At 66.8% G+C, this 19,823-nt stretch carries 18 protein-coding genes; 8 read left to right on the forward strand and 10 right to left on the reverse strand.

Annotation, left to right across the window (positions count from 1 at the left end):
- The 4 genes from ileS to M7H19_RS14295 all read left to right on the forward strand — a co-directional run.
- Nucleotides 1-2,707: isoleucine--tRNA ligase (ileS, locus tag M7H19_RS14280; RefSeq protein ID WP_298181508.1), on the forward strand; the 2,707-nt coding region annotated here is incomplete at its 5' end.
- 75 nt (nt 2,708-2,782) lie between these two features.
- Nucleotides 2,783-3,085, forward strand: a complete 303-nt coding sequence (locus M7H19_RS14285; protein ID WP_298181569.1) for a DUF167 domain-containing protein — start codon at nt 2,783-2,785, stop codon at nt 3,083-3,085.
- Between the two features lie 136 nt (nt 3,086-3,221).
- Nucleotides 3,222-3,857 carry a signal peptidase II gene (lspA, locus tag M7H19_RS14290; protein ID WP_298181511.1) on the forward strand — a complete coding sequence of 212 codons (636 nt, stop codon included), beginning with the start codon at nt 3,222-3,224 and terminating at the stop codon, nt 3,855-3,857.
- Nucleotides 3,854-4,780, forward strand: coding sequence for an RluA family pseudouridine synthase (locus tag M7H19_RS14295; RefSeq protein WP_298181513.1), 927 nt, complete (start codon nt 3,854-3,856; stop codon nt 4,778-4,780). Before lspA ends, M7H19_RS14295 begins: the two co-directional genes overlap by 4 nt.
- A 40-nt stretch (nt 4,781-4,820) precedes the next feature.
- On the opposite strand, the gene M7H19_RS14300 is transcribed toward M7H19_RS14295, so the two are convergent.
- Nucleotides 4,821-5,432 (reverse strand): LysE family translocator, encoded by a 612-nt coding sequence (locus M7H19_RS14300; RefSeq protein ID WP_298181516.1) that lies wholly within the window; start codon nt 5,430-5,432, stop codon nt 4,821-4,823.
- Nucleotides 5,433-5,587: 155 nt separating this feature from the next.
- Nucleotides 5,588-6,703, reverse strand: coding sequence for an AsnC family protein (locus M7H19_RS14305; protein ID WP_298181518.1), 1,116 nt, complete (start codon nt 6,701-6,703; stop codon nt 5,588-5,590).
- 35 nt (nt 6,704-6,738) lie between these two features.
- Here M7H19_RS14305 and M7H19_RS14310 point away from each other — a divergent pair, with 35 nt between their 5' ends.
- The 3 genes from M7H19_RS14310 to M7H19_RS14320 all read left to right on the forward strand — a co-directional run bounded on the left by M7H19_RS14310 (nt 6,739) and on the right by M7H19_RS14320 (nt 9,786).
- Nucleotides 6,739-8,418, forward strand: a complete 1,680-nt coding sequence (locus tag M7H19_RS14310) for a DUF885 domain-containing protein (protein WP_298181521.1) — start codon at nt 6,739-6,741, stop codon at nt 8,416-8,418.
- A 164-nt stretch (nt 8,419-8,582) separates the two neighbouring features.
- Nucleotides 8,583-9,551 (forward strand): exopolyphosphatase, encoded by a 969-nt coding sequence (locus tag M7H19_RS14315; protein ID WP_298181524.1) that lies wholly within the window; start codon nt 8,583-8,585, stop codon nt 9,549-9,551.
- A gap of 31 nt (nt 9,552-9,582) precedes the next feature.
- A complete protein-coding gene (locus M7H19_RS14320) occupies nt 9,583-9,786 on the forward strand; it encodes a hypothetical protein (RefSeq protein ID WP_298181527.1) in 204 nt (67 codons plus the stop codon).
- 10 nt (nt 9,787-9,796) lie between these two features.
- Here M7H19_RS14320 and M7H19_RS14325 read toward each other — a convergent pair whose 3' ends face one another.
- The 8 genes from M7H19_RS14325 to M7H19_RS14360 all read right to left on the reverse strand — a co-directional run bounded on the left by M7H19_RS14325 (nt 9,797) and on the right by M7H19_RS14360 (nt 19,030).
- On the reverse strand, nt 9,797-12,241 hold the full coding sequence (locus M7H19_RS14325; protein WP_298181530.1) for a glycosyl hydrolase family 65 protein: 2,445 nt from the start codon (nt 12,239-12,241) through the stop codon (nt 9,797-9,799).
- Nucleotides 12,238-12,987 (reverse strand): beta-phosphoglucomutase family hydrolase, encoded by a 750-nt coding sequence (locus M7H19_RS14330; RefSeq protein ID WP_298181533.1) that lies wholly within the window; start codon nt 12,985-12,987, stop codon nt 12,238-12,240. Before M7H19_RS14330 ends, M7H19_RS14325 begins: the two co-directional genes overlap by 4 nt.
- Nucleotides 12,988-13,198: 211 nt before the next feature.
- The gene (locus M7H19_RS14335; RefSeq protein WP_298181535.1) at nt 13,199-13,531 is read right to left on the reverse strand and encodes a DUF3140 domain-containing protein; all 333 of its coding nucleotides are present in this window, start codon (nt 13,529-13,531) and stop codon (nt 13,199-13,201) included.
- A 57-nt stretch (nt 13,532-13,588) separates the two neighbouring features.
- Nucleotides 13,589-14,434 carry an SDR family oxidoreductase gene (locus M7H19_RS14340; RefSeq protein WP_298181537.1) on the reverse strand — a complete coding sequence of 282 codons (846 nt, stop codon included), beginning with the start codon at nt 14,432-14,434 and terminating at the stop codon, nt 13,589-13,591.
- Nucleotides 14,435-14,436: 2 nt separating this feature from the next.
- Nucleotides 14,437-16,554: a xanthine dehydrogenase family protein molybdopterin-binding subunit gene (locus tag M7H19_RS14345; RefSeq protein WP_298181540.1), complete on the reverse strand. Its 2,118-nt coding sequence runs from the start codon at nt 16,552-16,554 to the stop codon at nt 14,437-14,439.
- Complete coding sequence (locus tag M7H19_RS14350; protein ID WP_298181542.1) at nt 16,551-17,552, reverse strand: xanthine dehydrogenase family protein subunit M; 1,002 nt, start codon at nt 17,550-17,552, stop codon at nt 16,551-16,553. The genes M7H19_RS14345 and M7H19_RS14350 overlap by 4 nt, the downstream gene beginning before the upstream one ends.
- A complete protein-coding gene (locus M7H19_RS14355; protein WP_298181544.1) occupies nt 17,549-18,097 on the reverse strand; it encodes a 2Fe-2S iron-sulfur cluster-binding protein in 549 nt (182 codons plus the stop codon). Before M7H19_RS14355 ends, M7H19_RS14350 begins: the two co-directional genes overlap by 4 nt.
- Nucleotides 18,098-18,229: 132 nt before the next feature.
- Complete coding sequence (locus M7H19_RS14360; protein ID WP_298181547.1) at nt 18,230-19,030, reverse strand: SigB/SigF/SigG family RNA polymerase sigma factor; 801 nt, start codon at nt 19,028-19,030, stop codon at nt 18,230-18,232.
- A 393-nt stretch (nt 19,031-19,423) separates the two neighbouring features.
- On the opposite strand from M7H19_RS14360, the gene M7H19_RS14365 reads away from it, so the two are divergent.
- On the forward strand, nt 19,424-19,798 hold the full coding sequence (locus tag M7H19_RS14365) for an STAS domain-containing protein (RefSeq protein WP_298181550.1): 375 nt from the start codon (nt 19,424-19,426) through the stop codon (nt 19,796-19,798).
- The last annotated feature ends 25 nt before the right edge of the window (nt 19,799-19,823 follow it).

The following is a 19,823-nucleotide window of genomic DNA, read 5'->3' on the forward strand; positions in this document are numbered from 1 at the left end:
CAACGACTACAAGACGCTCGACATCACCTACATGGAGTCGGTGATCTGGGCGTTCAAGCAGCTGTACGACAAGGGCCTGGTGTACGAGGGCTACCGGGTGTTGCCGTACTGCTGGCGGGACGAGACGCCGTTGTCCAACCACGAGCTGCGCATGGACGACGACGTCTATGTCAATCGCCAGGACCCGGCCGTGACGATCGGCTACCGGGTCGAGGGCAACGACGGCGCGCTCGCCGAACTCAACGGCGCGTACCTGTTGATCTGGACCACCACACCGTGGACGGTGCCGTCGAACCTCGCCACGGCCGTGCACCCCGATGTCGATTACGTGATGGTGCGCGCGGACGACGGTAAGCGGTTCGTGCTCGCCGAGGCGAGGGTCTCCGCCTACGCCAAGGAACTCGGCGAGGAGCCCGAGGTCGTGGCGCGGTACAAGGGCACCGACCTGCTCGGCACTCGCTACGCGCCTCCGTTCCCGTACTTCGTGGGCCACGAGAACGCGCACCGAGTGCTGGCCGCCGACTACGTGACCACCGAAGACGGCACGGGGATCGTCCACATCGCCCCCGCCTACGGTGAGGAAGACAAGGCCGTCACCGACGCCGCGGGCATCACCCCGGTCACCCCGGTGGACTCGAAGGGGCGGTTCGACTCCCAGGTGCCGGACTACGAAGGCCAGAACGTCTTCGAGGCCAACGCCAACATCATCCGGGACCTCAAGAACGGCACGGGCTCGGCGGGCCGGCAGGGTGCGATCCTGCTGCGCCACGAGACGTACGAGCACGCCTACCCGCATTGCTGGCGCTGCCGTAACCCGTTGATCTACCGCGCGGTGTCGTCGTGGTTCGTCGCGGTGACGAAGTTCAAGGACCGGATGGTCGAGCTGAACCAGCAGATCACCTGGTATCCGGAACACGTCAAGGACGGCCAGTTCGGCAAGTGGTTGGAGAACGCTCGGGACTGGTCGATCTCGCGTAACCGCTACTGGGGAACGCCCATCCCGGTGTGGGTCTCCGACGACCCGAACTATCCGCGTATCGACGTGTACGGGTCGTTGGACGAACTGGAACGCGACTTCGGGGTCCGTCCGACCGACCTGCACCGTCCGCACATCGACGCCCTGACCCGGCCCAACCCGGACGACCCGACCGGGAAGTCCACCATGCGCCGGGTCTCGGATGTGCTCGACGTGTGGTTCGACTCCGGGTCGATGCCCTTCGCGCAGGTGCATTACCCCTTCGAGAACGCCGAATGGTTCGAGCACCACTATCCCGGCGACTTCATCGTCGAGTACATCGGACAGACCCGGGGCTGGTTCTACACGCTGCACGTGCTGGCGACGGCGTTGTTCGACCGGCCCGCGTTCCGCACGTGTGTATCCCACGGCATCGTGCTCGGCTCCGACGGGCAGAAGATGTCGAAGTCACTGCGTAACTACCCGGACATCAGTGAAGTGTTCGACCGCGACGGCTCCGATGCCATGCGGTGGTACCTCATGTCCAGCCCCATCCTGCGCGGCGGCAACCTGGTCGTCACCGACAAGGGCATCCGCGACGCGGTACGGCAGGCCGTGCTGCCGTTGTGGAACTCGTACTACTTCCTCGCCCTCTACGCCAACGCCGAGAACACCTCGGGCACGGTGCGCACCGACTCCGAGCACGTGCTCGACCGTTACCTGCTCGCCAAGACGCACGAGCTGGTCACAGACGTGGCCAGGGCTCTCGACGACTACGACATCGCCGGAGCCTGCTCCACGGTGCGGGACTTCCTCGAAGTACTCACCAACTGGTACGTGCGCCGTTCGCGGGACCGGTTCTGGGAGGGCGACCGCGACGCGATCGACACACTGCACACCGTGCTGGAGGTCGTGTGTCGCACGACAGCGCCGTTGTTGCCGTTGACCACCGAGGCCGTGTGGCGTGGTCTCACGGGCGGACGCTCGGTGCACCTGTGCGATTGGCCGTTGGTGGACGAATTGCCCGCCGACCCGGCGCTGGTGACGGCGATGGACCGCGTGCGGCAGGTGTGTTCGACCGCGTTGTCGCTGCGTAAGGCCAACAAGCTGCGTGTGCGGTTGCCGCTGGCGAAACTGCTCGTGGCCGCCGAGGACGTCGATGCCCTGCGTCCGTTCGCCGACATCATCCGGGACGAGGTGAACGTGAAGGCGGTGGAATTCACCACCGATGTGTCGTCCTACGGCACGTTCGAGGTCGCGGTCAACGCGCGTGCCGCGGGGCCGCGGTTGGGTCGCGACGTGCAAAAGGTGATCAAGGCCGTGAAGGCGGGAGACTGGTCTGTGACCGCCGACGGCGCCGTCGTGGCGGCCGGGATCGAGCTGCGCGAGGGCGAGTACGAACGGCGGCTGGTCGCCAAGGACGCGGAAGCGGCCTCGGAACTGCCGAACGGCTCGGGACTGTTGCTTCTGGACACGGAGGTGACGACCGAGCTGGCGCGGGAAGGCATGGTCCGCGATCTCGTGCGAGTAGTGCAGCAAGCCCGCCGTGACGCCGGGCTGAAGGTGTCCGACCGGATCAGCCTCACCGTCGACGCCGCCGAGGAGGTCGTCACCGCCGTACGGGCTCACGAGAAGTTCCTCGCGACCGAGACGTTGGCCACCGAGGTGCGCTACGACACCGTCACGGACGGGTTCGAGGGAACCGTCGGCGACGGTGCGAAGGTCACCGTCTCCGTCGCCACAAGCGGCTGACCTGCTGGGTCGGCGGCGTCCTGTATGAGTACCCCCGATATCCGTGAAAGTGATCGGAAAGGCTCGATGAGTGAACTGCGGTTCCCGATCAGGGTGAAGCCGGGTGCGAAACGGGACGCCGTCGGCGGCACCTGGGACGGTGCGTTCGGTGAAGCGCTCGTGGTCTCGGTGCGCGCGCCGGCTGTCGACGGCAAGGCGAACGAGGCGGTGTGCCGGGTGCTGGCCGGGGCGTTGTCGGTGCGTAGCCGTGATCTCGCCGTCGTGAAAGGACACCGGTCCAGGGACAAGCTCGTCGAGGTGCGCGACGCTCCACCGGGTTGTTCCGAGCATGTCGCAGAACTCAGACGTTCCGGCGGGGAGTCCCGGGGCGCGCGCTGAACGAAGACGCTGAAACGAAGCGGTGTGGGCTTTGCCCGCACTCGTTTCCGGTGCGAAGCGACGTGTTCGGCTCGACGAGAAAGCCCACGGTGATGCTGCGTCACGGGCGAAAAACACGGAGATGGACAATGAACCGGTGAACACCGAGCAACAGCCTGACCCCTCGGACACCGAGCAGACCTCCGACCCCACACCACCACGGCGACGGGTGGGCCTGCTCGTCCTTGTCGCGGTGATCGCCTACGTCGTGGACGTGGTGACCAAGGTCGTCGCCACGGCGACCCTGCAAGGCGAGGAACCGGTCCACATCCTGGGTGGAGCGGTGTACCTGCAGCTGCTGCGCAACCCGTACGCGGCGTTCGGCATGGACATCGGCGGCACCTGGATACTCACCGTCGTGGCGATCGCCGTCGTCATCGGCATCGTGTGGTTCGCGCGCAAACTCCGCTCCGCGGGATGGGCGGTCGGCCTCGGACTCGTGCTGGCCGGAGCGCTCGGCAACCTCACCGACCGCATCTTCCGCGCCCCCGCCACATTCCAAGGACACGTGGTGGACTTCATCTCGGTGTTCGCGCCGAACGGCGAGTTCTTCCCGGTGTTCAACGCCGCGGACTCCGCGATCACCGTGGGAGCGGGACTCATCGTGGTGCTGACCCTGTTGGGCAGAGACTACGACGGAACCAGGATCCCGAGCCGCCGCGACAGGAAGAACGACAGCGAACCGGAAACCGAATCGGCAGAGGAGAAGGAAAACCCGGAGGATTCAGCGTGAGCAGTCGCATGTTGCCCGTCCCGGACGGACTCGACGGGATGCGCGTCGACGTGGGGCTGGCGAAGTTGCTGGGTTTGTCCCGCACGGTCGTGGCGGAACTGGCCGCGTCCGGTGACGTACTGATCAGCGGCAGGGCCGCGAGCAAGTCCGACAGGTTGACGGCGGGTGACCTGCTCGAGGTGACGTTGCCCGAACCCGATGCCCCCGTCGAGGTGACGGCCGAGCCCGTGGAGGGGCTGCGGATCCTGCACGACGACGACGACATCGTGGTGGTCGACAAACCCGTCGGCGTCGCCGTGCACCCCAGCCCGGGCTGGACCGGGCCGACCGTGGTGGGTGGCCTCGCCGCCGCCGGATTGCGCATCTCGACATCGGGCGCCGCCGAACGGCAGGGTGTGGTGCACCGACTCGACGCCGGTACCACGGGTGTGATGGTGGTGGCCAAGAGCGAGTACGCGTACTCGGTGCTGAAGCGGGCGTTCAAGGAACGCACGGTGTCGAAGGGCTACCACGCGCTGGTACAAGGCCACCCCGACCCGACTCGGGGCACGATCGACGCCCCCATCGACCGACACCCCCGGCACGACTACAAGTTCGCCGTCGTGTCGGGAGGTAAGCCGTCGGTCACACACTACGAGGTGGCCGAAGCGTTCCGCGCGGCATCACTAGTGGAAGTACAGCTGGAGACCGGGCGCACCCACCAGATCCGGGTGCACTTCTCCGCGATGCGGCATCCGTGCGTCGGTGACCTCACCTACGGTGCCGACCCCGTACTGGCTCGCCGACTCGGACTGACTCGACAGTGGTTGCACGCCCGCACGCTGGGGTTCGCCCACCCCGCCGACGGTCGTTGGGTGGAGTTCACCAGTGAATACCCGCCCGACCTCGCGGCCGCGCTGGAGACTCTGCGCGCGGAGTCGTGAGCAGCGCCTGATCGGAAAACGCCTTCCGCGGTGGCTCCGGTCAGCTGAACAGCGGCAGTGCCATCCAGACCGCGACTCCGATCAAAGCGGTGGCGAACAAGCGGTCCAGCCATCGCTTCGAGCGTTCGCCCCGGAACAGAACGGTGAGTGCTCGGCTACCGAGTGTCCAGCTGAGGAAGGCGATGAGATTGTTCAGCGTGAACACGACGGTGATCACCAGTACTGTGGCGGGGTCGGCGGGGGCTCTGAGGAACTGCGTGAACATCACCGCGATGATGTAGTAAGCCTTGGGGTTCAGTAGCAGGACGAGTGCGCCGGCCCGGAACCCGATCCGTTGTCTTCCGGACGGCGCGGCACCCACTGCGGCGTCGCCCTCCGATGGACCGGTGCGAAGAAACGTCACCGCCAACCACGACACGTAAAGGCTCCCGACCACGCTGAGCACCTTCGCGAACAAGGGGTGCTCCAGGACGGTGACTCCCATCCCGAGCCCGATCGCCGCGGTCACGACGAGGGTCGCGACGTGATACCCCACAAGGGACGGCACGGCGGCGCGGACCCCCTTCGACGCGCCGATCGCCGCGAAGAACGCGTTGCCGGGACCAGGGCTGTACGCGAGCGGGAACAAGAAGATCAAAAGCGCGAGGATCATGTCCGTACCGTCCGCCGGTGCCGGAGGTTCCGAAAAGATCACATGCCGAGTTTTCGGAACCGATGTCGCTTGCGCTGGCGGAAATCAGCCGTCGCGGTGTGGCTAGGCATGGCCGATCCCGGCAGTGACGTGACTGGTCGTCGGCTGGTCGTCGGCTAGTCGTCGAGCATCCAGGTGAGGCTGCGCTCGTCGGGCTCCGGCCGAGGGCTCCACCGCACAGCGGTGACCTTCACCGAGTCGCCCACGATGTACACCGTGTGCCCGCCGCTGGTCTCGCCGGGTTGGACACCGATCTTGTGCGGTGGGCGGGAGGTCAGCGACACCGGGGCCTTGGTGATGGCGGTGCCGTCGGCGGTGAGCAGTTCCAGATAGTTGTCGGGCAGCGACACGAACGGAATCGGACCCTTGTTGACGATTTCGGTGTGCACCACGATCGCCCGCTCTCCCTCCTGCAGGCTGTAGCCCGCGGCGGAGAACAGGTAGTCGGCCGGGTCCTGTACCTCCAACAACTGAACCGCCAGTTGTTCGCCCTCCAGACCGACCGTCTCCAGCGTGTCACCGGGACGGCCCTGTCGCGCCGACGTCGGAGCCTGTGCGGGGCTCGAGCCGAAGTCGGTGGCGGGAGGTTGGTCGCCCCGAGCCCACAGCGCGCTCTGCGGAACACCCCATGTGCTTATCGCGGGGTCCGGCGGTGGGGCTTGCGGCTGCTGGTGCGGCGCGTAGGGCGGGACGGGCTGGGCCTCCATGCCACCCGTCGGGTGCTGCGGTGCTGCCGGATACGGGCCCGAAGGGGTGCCGTGTACGGGGTAGGCACCACTGGGGATGCCGTGTACCGCGTGCGGCCCACTCGGAGGGCCGGGTACGTGATGGGGACCGCTGGGGGTGCCGTGTACCTGATACGGGCCGCTCGGGGCGCCGTGCACCGCATGCGGCCCGCTGGGTGTGCCGTGCACCTGATACGGGCCACTGGGAGCGCCGTGCACCGCATGAGGTCCACCGGGAGCGCCGTGGGCATGGTTGCCCCCGGGAGGCTGAGCGTACGGAGGCGGGGCAACACCGGCGCTCGGGGCGGCGAGTGCTGCGCGCAGACCGGCCGGGTCGCTTTCCACCCCCACGAGCAGGGGCAGCCCTTGCGCTGACAGGCCGACGAGTCGGTAGGCGACGTCGCGCGGGTCCATCCCCACCTTCGCCGCGAGCTCGTGCACGGCCATTTTGCCCGCCTCGGCGAGAACGGCGAGCAGGTGTGCGTCCACAGGATCGGTCACGGCCACACTTACCAGCCTAGTCGGCCTGTACTCTGCGCCCCATGACGACGCCCAGGACGACCGTGACCACGCTCGCCGACGAGTTCGTGGACCTGCTGTTTGATATCGAGCCGCTACAGCCCGTCCTTCTCGGTGTGGATCCGACCCGCCCCGGGCTCGGCGACGTCAGCGAGGCGGCCGAGCAGCGGCACCGAGCCGCACTGCAGCGTGTCCTCGAACAGGCTCAGACCATCGACCCGGCGGGGCTCGACGCCCAAGACCGTGTCACGCGCGACGTGCTCATCAGCCAGGCCCGATCCCTGATCGAGCAGATCGACACACGGATGACGGAGTTCACGATCTCGGACTTCTTCGTGGCACCGGCGTCGAGCCTGCTCACCCTGTTGCCCATGGTGGGGATCAACACGCCCGAAGAGGGCAGGGCGCACCTCGACCGGCTCGCCGCCATCCCCGCGTATCTGCAGCAGGTGGCGGAACGCCACCGCGCGGGCGTGGCCGCCGGGCGCACGCCTGTCGCGCACCTGGTGCAAGCCGCGATAGACCACCTCGACCGCTACCTCGCCGACCCCGCCAACGACCCACTGCTGCGGCAATCCCCGCCCGCGGGAGACGAGGACTTCGCCTCCCGACGGGAAAGGGTGCTCGCCGACGTCGTACGGCCCGCGTTCGCGGCCTACCGGGACGTGCTCCGCGATGAGCTGCTGACCCACGGCAGGCCCGAGGACCGACCCGGCCTGTGCCATCTCCCCGAAGGAGAGGAGATCTACTCGGCTCTGGTGCGGGTGCACACCACCACCGATCGTGGCGCCGAGGAGCTGCACATCACCGGACTCGACTGCATTGCGCGGCTCGCTGAGGAGTACGCGGAGATCGGAAATCGCGTATTCGGCACCACCGACCTCGAGGAGATCTTCTCGCGTCTACGTACCGATCCGGCGTTGCGGTGGAACGACGCCGACGAGCTGCTGACCACCGCGCGGGCCGCCATCACTCGCGCCGAAGGCGAAGCGCCGAAGTGGTTCGGCCGCATCCCACCACAGCCCTGGGTGGTCGAGCCCGTCCCCGCCGCGGAGGCACCGGGTGCGGCAGCGGCGTACTACCTGCAACCCGCCGCAGACGGATCCCGCCCCGGCACCTACTTCGCCAACACCTACAAAGCCACGGAACGGTTCCGGCACACCGCCGAAGTGACCGCGTTCCACGAGGTCATCCCCGGACACCACCTCCAACTCAGCACCGCGTTGAACCTCACCGAGCTCCCCCTGTTGCGGCGGATCAGCGACGTGAACGCCTACTCCGAGGGCTGGGGCCTCTACACCGAGCGGCTCGCCCAGGAGATGGGTCTGTACTCCGACGACATCGCTCTACTGGGGATGCTCAGCATGGACTCGATGCGGGCCGGGCGGCTGGTGGTCGACACCGGACTGCACGCCAAGGGGTGGAGCAGACAGCAGGCCATCGACTTCCTGCAGCGCAACACTCCCGCGGCGATGGTGGAGGTCGTGGCGGAGGTGGACCGCTACATCGCCTACCCGGGACAAGCGCTGTCGTACATGGTCGGCCGGTTGGAGATCCAGCGGCTGCGGGCTGAAGCCGAAAGCGCGCTGGGGGAGCGGTTTGACATCAGGGCGTTCCACGACCTCGTGCTCGGCGGTGGCGCCCTGCCGATGAACGTCCTGGAAGAGGTCGTCCGCGACTGGGTGAGTCGGCAACACGACTGATCGGCACCGTGTCCGCGCGCTGAAAGCGCGCGGACACGGCTGCGTGGGCTGCGGACACGGCTGCGTGGGCTGCGGGAATTCACCTCTTGAGTTATACAGTTGTTATCTATTGCTTTCGGTGGGAATTCCGGAGTTTCGGCCGTGGCATGAGAGGTGAAAAAACTGTGACGACGAGGGGCACGGTAGCTGTGCTCGACGTGGGATGTTTCAGTGCGCGACTGCTGGCGGTGGACCGCGACGGTTCGATTCTGGAGCCGGTGTTGAGCCATAAAACGCGGCTTCGTCTGGACCGGGCTCTCGACGCTACGGGGCGTTTGCGGGACGAGGGCGTGGACTCCGTCGTTTCCGCCGTACGCACGGCTGACGAGATCGCGCGGCAGCACGGTATCCACGACATTTTCTGTTTGGCCACCTCGTCGATTCGCGACGCCCGCAACAGTGCCGAGGTCGTCGACCACGTCGAGTCCCATACGGGACGGAGGCTGCAATTCCTCAGCGGGGCGGAAGAAGCCCGCCTATCCTACCGGGCGGTGCGTTCCTGGTTCGGTGTGGGAGTGGGCCCACTGTCCGTTCTCGACATCGGAGGGGGAACGCTGGAACTGGCCGCCGGGCACGGAATTCACGCCGACTTCGCCCGGTCGTTGCCGTTGGGTGCCCGTGAGGTGATGCGGACGTGGCGGCTCGACACCGACCGTCCCTCCGAGCACGCCATCGCGACGCTGCGCACCCACGCGATCGAACAGATCCGAACGGCCTTGGGGCCGGACGAGGAGCGGCTGAAGGGCTTTCGGACGGTGGGGTGTTCGAAGATGCTGCGCCAGCTCGCCGTCCTGGCCGGACGTCGCCGCAAGGGGTCCCGCAAGACCAGGGAGCTGCATGTCGAGGACGTCCGGCGCTGGATTCCCAGGCTGGCGCAGCTGCCCGCGTCGCGTCGTGCCGAGCTGCCCGGCATCTCCCGGCCGCGTGCCCGACAGGCGTTGGCCGGGGCCGTCGTCGCCGAGGCCCTGCTGACAGTGTTCGACGGTCCCGCGGTGATCTGCCCCTGGTCCACCACCCACGGATTGCTGCTGTCGTTGCTGCAGGAGCCCGACGAGCTACGGGAACGACCCGACCGGGAGGCGACGGCCGCTTGACGCCGGCGAGTTGAGAAGGAGAGCGATCACGATGTGCCGTGACGACCACGGTTCGGACCGTCCGTCCGAACCCGAGCCGCAGGACCACTCGGACACGGAAGCGGATCGTCCGAAGAAACGGTCGGGTCTCGGGCGCCTACCGACTCGCGATGTGCCCGAGCCACCGAACCGGGACGAGATACGCCCTGACGACGATGTCACGCCGGATGCGGGCACCATCGAACCGCCGGACTGAGGACACCACGCTACCGGCGATACGACACCGAGGTGGCCGGGGGAGCGACCCAGGGTTCCTGCTGGAGGGGCTCGGGAGTTCGCCGTCGTATCGGAGCGCGGCCGGCCGGCTGAGACGGACGTTCGAGCTTTTCGGGCGGTGGAATCGGCATGATGGTGGGTTCCTCGGTCACTGTCACCTCACGACCGTAGTGTGTGACCGTCAGCGGCTTGCCGCGCACGAGCCGGTAGACGGCGGAATCGCGCTCGATCTCCACACAGAACTGTGAGCCGCGGAAGCACATGCGAAACGCGATACGTCGCGGAATCGGCGGCAGCTGTGGTCGGAAGCTCAACTCGCCCGAGTGGTCGCGCATTCCCCCGAAGCCGGCCACGATCGCGATCCACGCTCCCGCCGACGCGGCCATGTGCAGTCCGTTTCGGACGTTGTTATGGAGATCGCGCAGGTCGGTGAGCGCCGTCTCGGCGAAGTAGTCGTACGCCAGCTCCAGGTGCCCGCATTCGGCCGCCAACACCGCCTGTGTCGTGGCGGACAGCGACGAGTCGCGCACCGTCAACGCCTCGTAGTAGGCGAAGTTGCGTCGTTTCTGTTCCAACGAGAAGACATCACCGCGCAGGTGCATGGCGAGCACGAGGTCCGCCTGCTTGATGACCTGTTTTCGGTAGATGTCGAAGTACGGATAGTTGAGCAGCAACGGGTAGTGGTCCGGGGGCGTGTTCTCGAAGTCCCATGCGGCGTGTTCGGTGAAGCGCTCGAACTGCGGATGCACCCTCAGCAGCTCGTCGTAGGGCACTCGCATCTTTCGCGCGGCTTCCCGCCAGCCGGCGACCTCGATGTGGTCGACTCCGAGCGCTTCGGCGATATCGGGATGCCGTTCGCACGAATCGGCGGCAGCACGGAGGTTCCGCTGTGCCATCAGGTTGGTGTAGATGTTGTTGTCCACCACGGCGCTGTACTCGTCGGGCCCGGTGACACCGTCGATGCGGAACCCGCCGTGTGGATCGTGGTGGCCGAGCGAGGCCCACAGCCGTGCCGTCTCGGTGAGCAGCTCGGTTCCACACTCCCGTTCGAATTCGATGTCGTGCGTGGCACCCACATAGCGGATGATGGCGTCGGCGATGTCGGCGTTGACGTGGAAAGCCGCCGTGCCCGCCGGCCAGTACGCGGAGCATTCGGCGCCGTTGATGGAACGCCATGGGAACGCGGCGCCTCGCAGCCCGAGTTGTTGTGCCCGCTCCTTCGCCTTGTCCAAAGTGGTGTGTCTCCAGCGGAGGGCGTCCCTGGCGGCGTCGGGCAGCGTGTAGGTGAGCAGCTGCAGCACGAACGTCTCGGTGTCCCAGAAGGCGTGGCCGTCGTAGCCGGGTCCGGTGAGCCCTTTGCCCGGGATGGCCCGGCTCTCGCCACGGGCCCCGGCCTGCAGGACGTGGAACAGAGCGAACCGGACGGCTTGCTGTAGTTCGGGATCACCGTCGATCTCGATGTCGGCGCTGGCCCAGAACTGATCGAGGAACTGTCGTTGCTCGGCGAGCAGGCCGTCCCAGCCCGTCTGCAACGCACCCGCCAACGCCGCGTCCACCTGGGAACGCAACGCGGGGATCGACCGCTGGGCCGACCACCCGTAGGCGAGGAACTTGGTCAGTTGCAGTTTCTCCCCTAACGGCACGTCCAACGCGATGGTCAGCCGGGCGAGATCCTCCTCCACCGAGATCTCGGTGTGTAGGTTCTCGATGTCGGTGTGCAGGTTGTCGCCGGTGCCGATCTGGTGTTCCATGGCCGCGGCCATCCGAAGTCCGGAACGTTTGGTGCGGTGGACGAGGACGGCGCGGTAGCCCTCGGCCTTGGCGTATTCGTTGAGCAGGGGCGCCTCCAAGGCGGCCGCCACACGAGGATCACCGGTGTCCGGTTCGATGGGCTCGTTGGCCAGGAGGTCCGACTGTGCGACGAGTTGAATCCCGTCGTCGAGCGGTTCGACCTCGTAGCGGATGGCGGCCACAGCTCGTTGGGTGAACGACACCAGTCGTTCGGTGCGGACCCGTACGCGACGGCCCGTGGGTGAGGTCCACTCGGTCTCTCGCCGCAGGGTGCCGGAGCGGAAGTCGAGGACCCGGAAGTGGCTCGTGGCGTAGCCGTAGCGCATGTCGAGAGGTTCGTCCTCGACCAGCAGCCGGATGATCTTGCCGTCGGTCACGTTGACGATGGTCTGACCCGCCTCCGGGTAGCCGTAGGCGCTTTCGGCATAGGGCAGTTCGTGTTCCTCGTAGAAACCGTTGAGGTAGGTTCCGGGCACGCCTCGCGGTTCGCTCTCCTCCAATGTTCCCCGCATACCGATATGCCCGTTGGACAGCGCGAACGTCGACTCGGTGCGTTGGAGCTGGTCGATGTCCAAGCCTTGCCAGCGCACCTCCCAAGGCGAGCCCGCGTAGCCCCTTTCCGTTCCGGACACACTGCCGGTCACGTCTGTGCCTCCAACAAGTCGGCGAGATCGTTGACGACGATGTCGGCTCCCTGCTCCCGCAGCGCCCTCTCCTGGTCGGCGTGTCCGTCCGGGTCGGCCCGGTTGACACCGATCACGTACCCGAAGCCACCGTCCCGTCCGGCCCGAACTCCGGCCTGGGCGTCCTCGAACACGGCCGTGGTGGACGGGCTCACGCCCAGTTCGGCCGCACACGCGAGGAACGAGTCCGGGGCGGGTTTGCCCCGCAGTCCCTTGCGTTCGATGACGATGCCGTCGACGCGGGCCTGCACGTAGCCGGACAGATTCGCCGCCTTCAGTACACGTTCTCCATTGGCCGACGACGTGACGACACCGATGGCGAGTCCACGGTCACGGACGGCGTCGAGATAACGCACAGAGCCGGGGTAGGGCTCCACGCCTTCCTCGGTGAGCACGCGCAGCAGGAGTTGGTTCTTCCGATTACCGACCCCGTGCACGGTCTCGGCGTCGACGTCGTCGTGCTCGCCGCCCTCCGGCAGTTTGATTCCTCGTGAGGAAAGGAAGGCACGTACGCCGTCGAGTCGGGATCGGCCGTCGACGTAGGTGGCGTAGTCCCGTTCGGTGAACGGGGGTGAGTCCGGGGCACGCCGGCTCAGGAGTTCGTCGAAGGTGTGCTTCCAGGCGCGCCGATGGACATCGGCGGTGCTGGTGAGCACGCCGTCGAGGTCGAAAAGGCAGGCGGTCACTGCTTCGGGCAACCCGATCATGCCTTTCACGCTAGCGGTCGAATGGCTACCCAGCAGGGCGGAACACCTGTACAGCTGACAGGTGATCAGCTGGATGTGGACATTGGGCAGGATGTCGGGCAAGGCAGAGCCCCACCGTCGTTCCGTACGTCGTGCTGCTTCGTTCGGTGTGTCGTCCGGCGTTCGTCAGACCGTGGGCGAGTTCACGCAGTCCGGCCACGCCGGTACACCGTCACGTCGCGGGTTTGAGCGGGTCGTGCCCGATGGACATGAGGCGATGCCGCCAGTGGGCCTCGCCCGCGGTGGATTCCAGATCGTCGCGCCGTTGGCCGTACACACGGTCGATGACGCGCCGCATCACGTTGAAGTCGTCGTCGCCGAGGTCGGTCTTGCGTTTGCCGAGGATCTCCAGCACCCGCTGCCCGAGATGGGATCCGGCCTGGTCGGGGTACTCCTCGTCCTCCGGTGTGGCCGACTGCGTCCGCAACCATTCGGACAGCTCTCGCGACGTCATGTTGACGACCCGGTGGAATTCCTCCCACAGTTCCTCGTCCCTGGAGTCCATGCCGACCTCCTTTACGTGGTGTTTCTTCTTCTAAAGAACGCGTGTGGCCTGCGGTTTTCAGCCCGGCGTGGTCTCTCCGCCGAGCGCGGCCAGGACCTCGCCGGTGTAGTAGGACGACAGCTGGTTCGCGGCGAGGAAGACGTAGGACGGTGCGAGTTCGTCGGGATGGGCGGCGCGGCCCATGGGTGCCTGTTGCCCGAACGTCGCGACGTGTTCCTCGGGCATCGTCGCCGGGATGAGCGGAGTCCACACGGGTCCAGGAGCGACACAGTTGACCCGGATGCCCCGGGGTACCAGGGACTGCGCCATCGCGAACGTCCACGAATGCACGGCGCCCTTGGTGGCTGTGTAGTCGATGAGTTTCTTGTTGCCCCGTAGGCCGTTCACCGAGCCACTGTTGATGATCGCGCCGCCTTCGGGCAGGTGTGGCAGCGCCGCCGCCGTGACCCGGAAGTAGGAGTGGATGTTCACGTCGAACGTGTGGGTCCACTGTTCGTCGGTGAGGTCGTCGAACGAGTCGAGTTCCAGCTGTGTGGCCACGTTGTTCACGAGCAGGTCGAGACCGCCGAACTCGCGGACCGTGTCGGCGACGACTCGTTCGCACTGCTCTTTGCCGGCCAGGTCCCCGGGCAACAGCAGGCACCGGCGACCCTGCTTCCGTACGAGTTCAGCGGTGTGCTCGGCGTCGTCGTGTTCGGTGAGGTAGGCGATGGCGACGTCGGCGCCCTCCTTGGCGAACGCGACGGCGACGGCACGCCCGATACCGGAGTCGCCACCCGTGATGAGTGCCTTGCGGTCGAGGAGCAGGTCACGTCCGACGTAGTCTCGCATCTCGTCGCGCGGCTGTGGTTGCATACGCCCGGTTTCCCCGGGAGGTCGCTGGCTCTGCTGTGGTTGATTCACGATCACTCCTCACCAAGGGGCGTCAGCAGTACGGCATCGTTTTTGATCGGCACATCGCGCACACGCACACCGGTGGCGTGATAGACCGCGTTGGCGATGGCGGCCGCCGTGCCGACGATGCCGATCTCGCCGATTCCCTTACTGCCCATGGGATTGACGTACGGGTCGTCCTCGGTGATCCAGTGCGCCTCCACCGAGGGCACGTCCGCGCACGTCGGGATGTGGTACTCGGCCAGATCGTGGTTGACGACGAAGCCGAGACGCTCGTCGAGGACACTCGTCTCGTGCAGGGCCATCGACAGGCCCATCGTCATGCCCCCGACGAGTTGTGACCGTGCCGTGCGCGGGTTGAGCACGCGCCCGACGGCGAACACACCGAGCAGTCGGGGCACACGGATCTCTCCGGTGTCCATGTTGACCCGAACCTCGGCGAACTGGGCGCCGTAGGCGTGCATGGCGAAACGGTCGGCGTGCCCGTCGTCGCTCGCGGCGGCGGTGTACTCGTCTCCGACGTCCGGATCGTCGCCGTACTTCTCGCGGAACCGGTGTGCAGTCTCCACGATCGCCGACCCCCAGTTGGTGGTGCCCGACGAGCCACCGGCCACGGTGGCCATCGGCAGGTCGGTGTCGCCGATGCGCATGCCGATGTCCGAAAAGGAGACATCGAGTGCGTCGGCCGCGATCTGCGTCAACACCGTCCAGGCGCCGGTGCCCAAGTCGGCCGCACCGATCGACACCTCGTAGCGGCCGTCGCCGTGATAGCTCACCGACGCCGCCGAAGCGCCGGGCTTCCGCAACACCGGGTAGGTGGAGCCGGCGACCCCGGTGCCCACCCACCAGTCACCGTCCCTCCTCGACCGTGCCAGCGGCGGCCGTGCGTGCCAGCCGAACCGTTGCGCACCGTCGCGCAGACAGGCCACGAAGTTCCGGCTCGAGTACGGCTTGCCGGTGTCGGGGTCGGACTCGGGCTCATTCCGGATACGCAACTCGATCGGGTCCACACCGCACGCCTCGGCGAGCTCGTCCATCGCCACCTCGGGCGCGAACATGCCAGGGCATTCGCCGGGAGCGCGCATCCAAGAAGGTACGGCCACGTCGAGTGCTGCCAGACGATGAGTCGTGCGCCGGTTCTGTGCGGCGTACATGGTGCGTGTCGGCATTCCGGTCTGCTCGGCGAACTCCTTGTACCGTGCGGTGAGTTCGACGATGTCGTTGCTGATGCCGGTGAGAGTGCCGTCGACGCCGGCCGACAGCCGTATGCGTTGGATGGTGGGCGTGCGGTAGCCGACGAACGAGAACATCTGCTGCCGGGTGACGGCGAACTTGACGGGACGTCCCTTGAGACGCTGTGCCGCGAGTACCGCGAGGATCACGTGCGCGTGAGGTGTGCCCTTGGATCCGAAGCCACCGCCGACGTACGGCGATACCACGCGCACGCGACCGGGGTCGAGGTCGAACATCGCGGCCACGGCCTCGCCCATCGTGTGCACGCCCTGGGTCGAGTCGTACAGCGTGAGTGTGGGTTCGTCGGTGTCGCCGTGCCACACCGCCACCGTGGTGTGCGGTTCCATGGGGTTGTTGTGGGTCATCGCCGTGGTGTAGGTGGCCTCCACCGCTCTGGCCGCGCCCTCGAACGCGGTGTCCGGGTCCCCGGTGAGAGAGTCGGTGGGATAACTCGGGTTCACCGATTCGGGTTTGTAGAGATCGTCGCGGTTGGCGGACAGGGCCACGTCGTGTGGGCTTGTCTTGTAATGCACTCGTACGAGGCTGGCGGCCTGCCGGGCGACCTCGGGGGTTTCGGCGACGACGGCCGCCACGAACTGTCCTCGGAACCACACCTCGTCGGACTGCAACACCTCCAGCTCGGCGTCGTATCCACGGCGTAGCCGTGGCGCGTTGAACGGCGTCAACACGGTCAGCACTCCGTCGAGCGCGGTGGCGGCTCTCGCATCGATCTCCGTCACGCGGCCACGTGCGACGGTGGACTGCACGGGATGCAGATACGAGGGTTGGGATACCGGTTGCTCGTAGGCGTACGGCGCGGTTCCGGTGACCTTCGCCCATCCGTCCACGCGCTCGTGGTCGGCTCCGAGTGCGCGGGCACGTAGCGACTGGCTCACGGGGTGTCCCCCTCCATCTCCTCCGCCAGGTCCCGGAGAGCGGCGACGAGCATCGCGCGTGCCATCGGAACCTTGAACGCGTTGTCCCGCAATGGCTGCGCATCGGCGAGCTCCGCGTCGGCCGCCTCCTCGAATTTCTCCGGCGTCGCCTCCGCCTCACGCAGCGTGCGCTCGGCCGACGTCGCCCGCCAGGGTTTGTGTGCCAGCCCGCCGAACGCGATCCGCACGTCCCGCACCACCCCGTCGGTCACATCGAGAGCTGCGGCCACGGACACCAACGCGAACGCGTAGGACGCCCGGTCCCGGGCTTTGCGGTAGTGCGACCGGGTGGCGAACGGCAACGGGGGAAGATCCACGGCGGTGATGAGTTCGCCGTGTTCGAGCACGGTGTCCCGCTCGGGGTGTTCGCCGGGGAGCCGGTGCAACTCGGCCGCGGGCACCGTTCGCTCACCGTCTGCGGTGCGGACACGGACCACGGCGTCCAGCGCGGCCAACGCCACGGCCATGTCGGACGGGTGCACCGCGACACAGTGGGAGGACGCGCCGAGCACCGCGTGGTAACGCGTGTAGCCGTCGAGGGCCGAACACCCTTCGCCGGGCGAACGCTTGTTGCAGGGTGTGGTGACGTCCTGGAAGTAGACACAGCGTGTGCGTTGCAACAGGTTGCCACCCACCGTGGCGAGATTGCGCAACTGCCCCGAGGCGCCCTGCAGCAACGCCTGCGACAGCATCGGGTAGCGGCTACGCACCAGATGGTGAGCGGCGACGTCGCTGTTGCGGGCACCCGCGCCGATGCGTACACCGCCGTCGGGCAGTTCCTCCACGGCGCCGAGCGGCAACCCGGTGATGTCGACGAGCGTCTCCGGCGTGGCGATCCCCAACTTCATGTGGTCCACGAGGTTGGTCCCGCCCGCGAGATAGGCGGCCCTGCCGTTACCCGTCACCGTGCTCACGGCGGTTTCGGCGTCGGTGGCCTTGGAGTAGTCGAACGGAATCATGATGTCGCGCCCCGCTGCTCTCGTGTTCGGACCAGTCCTCTGGCCTCCGCGACCGATTCCACGGCCGCCACGATGCCCTGGTACGCCCCGCAGCGGCACAGGTTCCCGCTGATGCGTTCCCGGATCTCCTCGGCGTCGAGCACGGGCTCGACCGAGTTGGGGGGTGTCACCGCGCTCGGCCAACCCGACGCGGCCTCGTCCAACAGACCGGCCGCGGAACAGATCTGGCTGGGTGTGCAGTAACCGCACTGGAATCCGTCGTGGTCGAGAAACGCGCGGTGCAGCGGATGAGGATCATCGTCGTCCAGCAGCCCCTGACTGGTGGTGATGGTGGAACCGTCGGCCGCGACGGCGAAAGTCAGGCACGTCGTGACCCTGCGCCCGTTCTGCAGCACAGTGCACGACCCGCATTGACCGTGGTCGCATCCCTTCTTGGCGGAGGTGATCCCCAGTCTGTCGCGCATCGCATCGAGCAACGTGACGCGGGTGTCGACGGATATGTCGTGGTGCCGACCGTCCACGATGAGCGTGATCTCGGTTTCCATGCCGTCCCGTCCGAATCGTCGCGCATCTCCGGCGCGTGCAACGTCGGCAGCGGCTTACCACGGTGGTGGTGACGTCAAACGATTCGGCTCGGTGCCCACCCGTCGGAACGGCCTCGGACAGCGGACGGTGTCTCATTCGGTGAGCCGGCTGCGCAGGAACTCCAGCGTCCGAGCGAGCAACCGGGACACGTGCATCTGAGAGATGCCCACGCGTTCGGCGATCTGGGTCTGCGTCATGTTGCCGAAGAACCGCAGGATCAGTACTCGCCGTTCCCGTTCGGGCAGGCTCGCCAGCAGTGGTTGTAATGATTCGTGGTACTCGACGTGCTCCAGCTCCACGTCGTCGTGGCCGACGGTGTCGGCCAGTGGCAGCGTGCCTTCGTCGTTGTAGGCGGCGTCCATCGAGACCGACTGGTAGGCGTTGCCCGCGAGCAACCCGTCCCATACGTCCTCGGGGGTGAGGCCGAGTTCGGCGGCCAGCTCGCTCGGCGTCGGCGCTCTGCCGAGGCGCTGGGCGAGTTTGCTGCTGGCCTGGCTCAACGACAGATGTAGTTCCTTCAAACGACGGGGCACTCGCACGGCCCAACTGGAGTCGCGGAAGTGACGACGGACTTCGCCCATGATCGTGGGTACGGCGAAGGCGACGAACTCGGTTCCGCGCGAGGCGTCGAACCGGTCTATGGCGTTGAGCAATCCCAGTCTGGCGACCTGCACGAGGTCGTCGCGTGGCTCACCGCGGCCGACGAAACGTCGGGCGATGTGCTCGGCAAGCGGGAGGCAGCGGGTAATGATCTCCTCACGCAGGGTCTTACGCCGGGGGTCGTCCGGGTCGAGAGCGGCCAGTGCGTTGAACAGGGGAGACAGATCCTCGTAACCTGCTGAGCCTCCTGCTTGCTTGCGCTTCTCTACGCGGGATTGCTCGTCAGGGGTCACGGGACCGTGGCTACCCCGGCCATTACGGGGCCACACCCCCGTAGCGGCTGGTCGGGCGAGGGGTATTGACAACGGAAACGATGGGTCGAAGCGGTGTCGATCTTCGCGGTGAGTGACGTCCTTCCCAGGTGGAGCCGCAGCCTTGCCACCCGTTCGTGCGGTCTTGGGTGTGGGCTCCGGAGGCGGGTGGTGTGTCGCACCGCCGGGCTAGAACGACCGACCGCATGAGGGTCCCTCTTTTATTCCGTTCCGGGTGTTTTGTCGAGCACAGTTACTGACTGTGTTCGAAAACGTTGTGCTTGCGATATCAAATCCGACGGGCGTACTGTCTGGAGCAGTGGTTGTGACCCAGCCGTAGCGGGGAGAACCGTGCGGACGGAAGGTGGCGACCGAATGGCTTGCACACAGGATGCCCTCGACATACGAGTTGACAAGCCCGCCATCGGGTTGGTTGTCGTCAAGGTCGCCGGCGAGATCGACATTCTCGGAGCACCGGCGCTGCAGCAGCGTGTCGACGAACGGCTTCCCGAAGCATGTGCCTTTGTCCTCGACCTGAGCGGAGCCACTTTCTTCGGGGCGGCGGGTCTCTCGGTGCTGGTGCACACCTCCGTTCTCGCGGAACGGCTTCACGTGAATTGGGCCCTCGTGTGCCCCTCTTCCGTGTCGCGGCTGCTACGGATCACCGAACTCGATCGCGATTTGCTGGTGTGCTCGGAGTTCTCCGAGGCGATTGTCGCGGCCACGGCGGTCGCCCCCGCGCTGTCCTGACGCTGCTCGTTCCCGTGTCGGGTCG

The sequence above is a fragment of the Saccharomonospora sp. genome, assembly GCF_027317685.1.
Lineage (GTDB): Bacteria > Actinomycetota > Actinomycetes > Mycobacteriales > Pseudonocardiaceae > Saccharomonospora.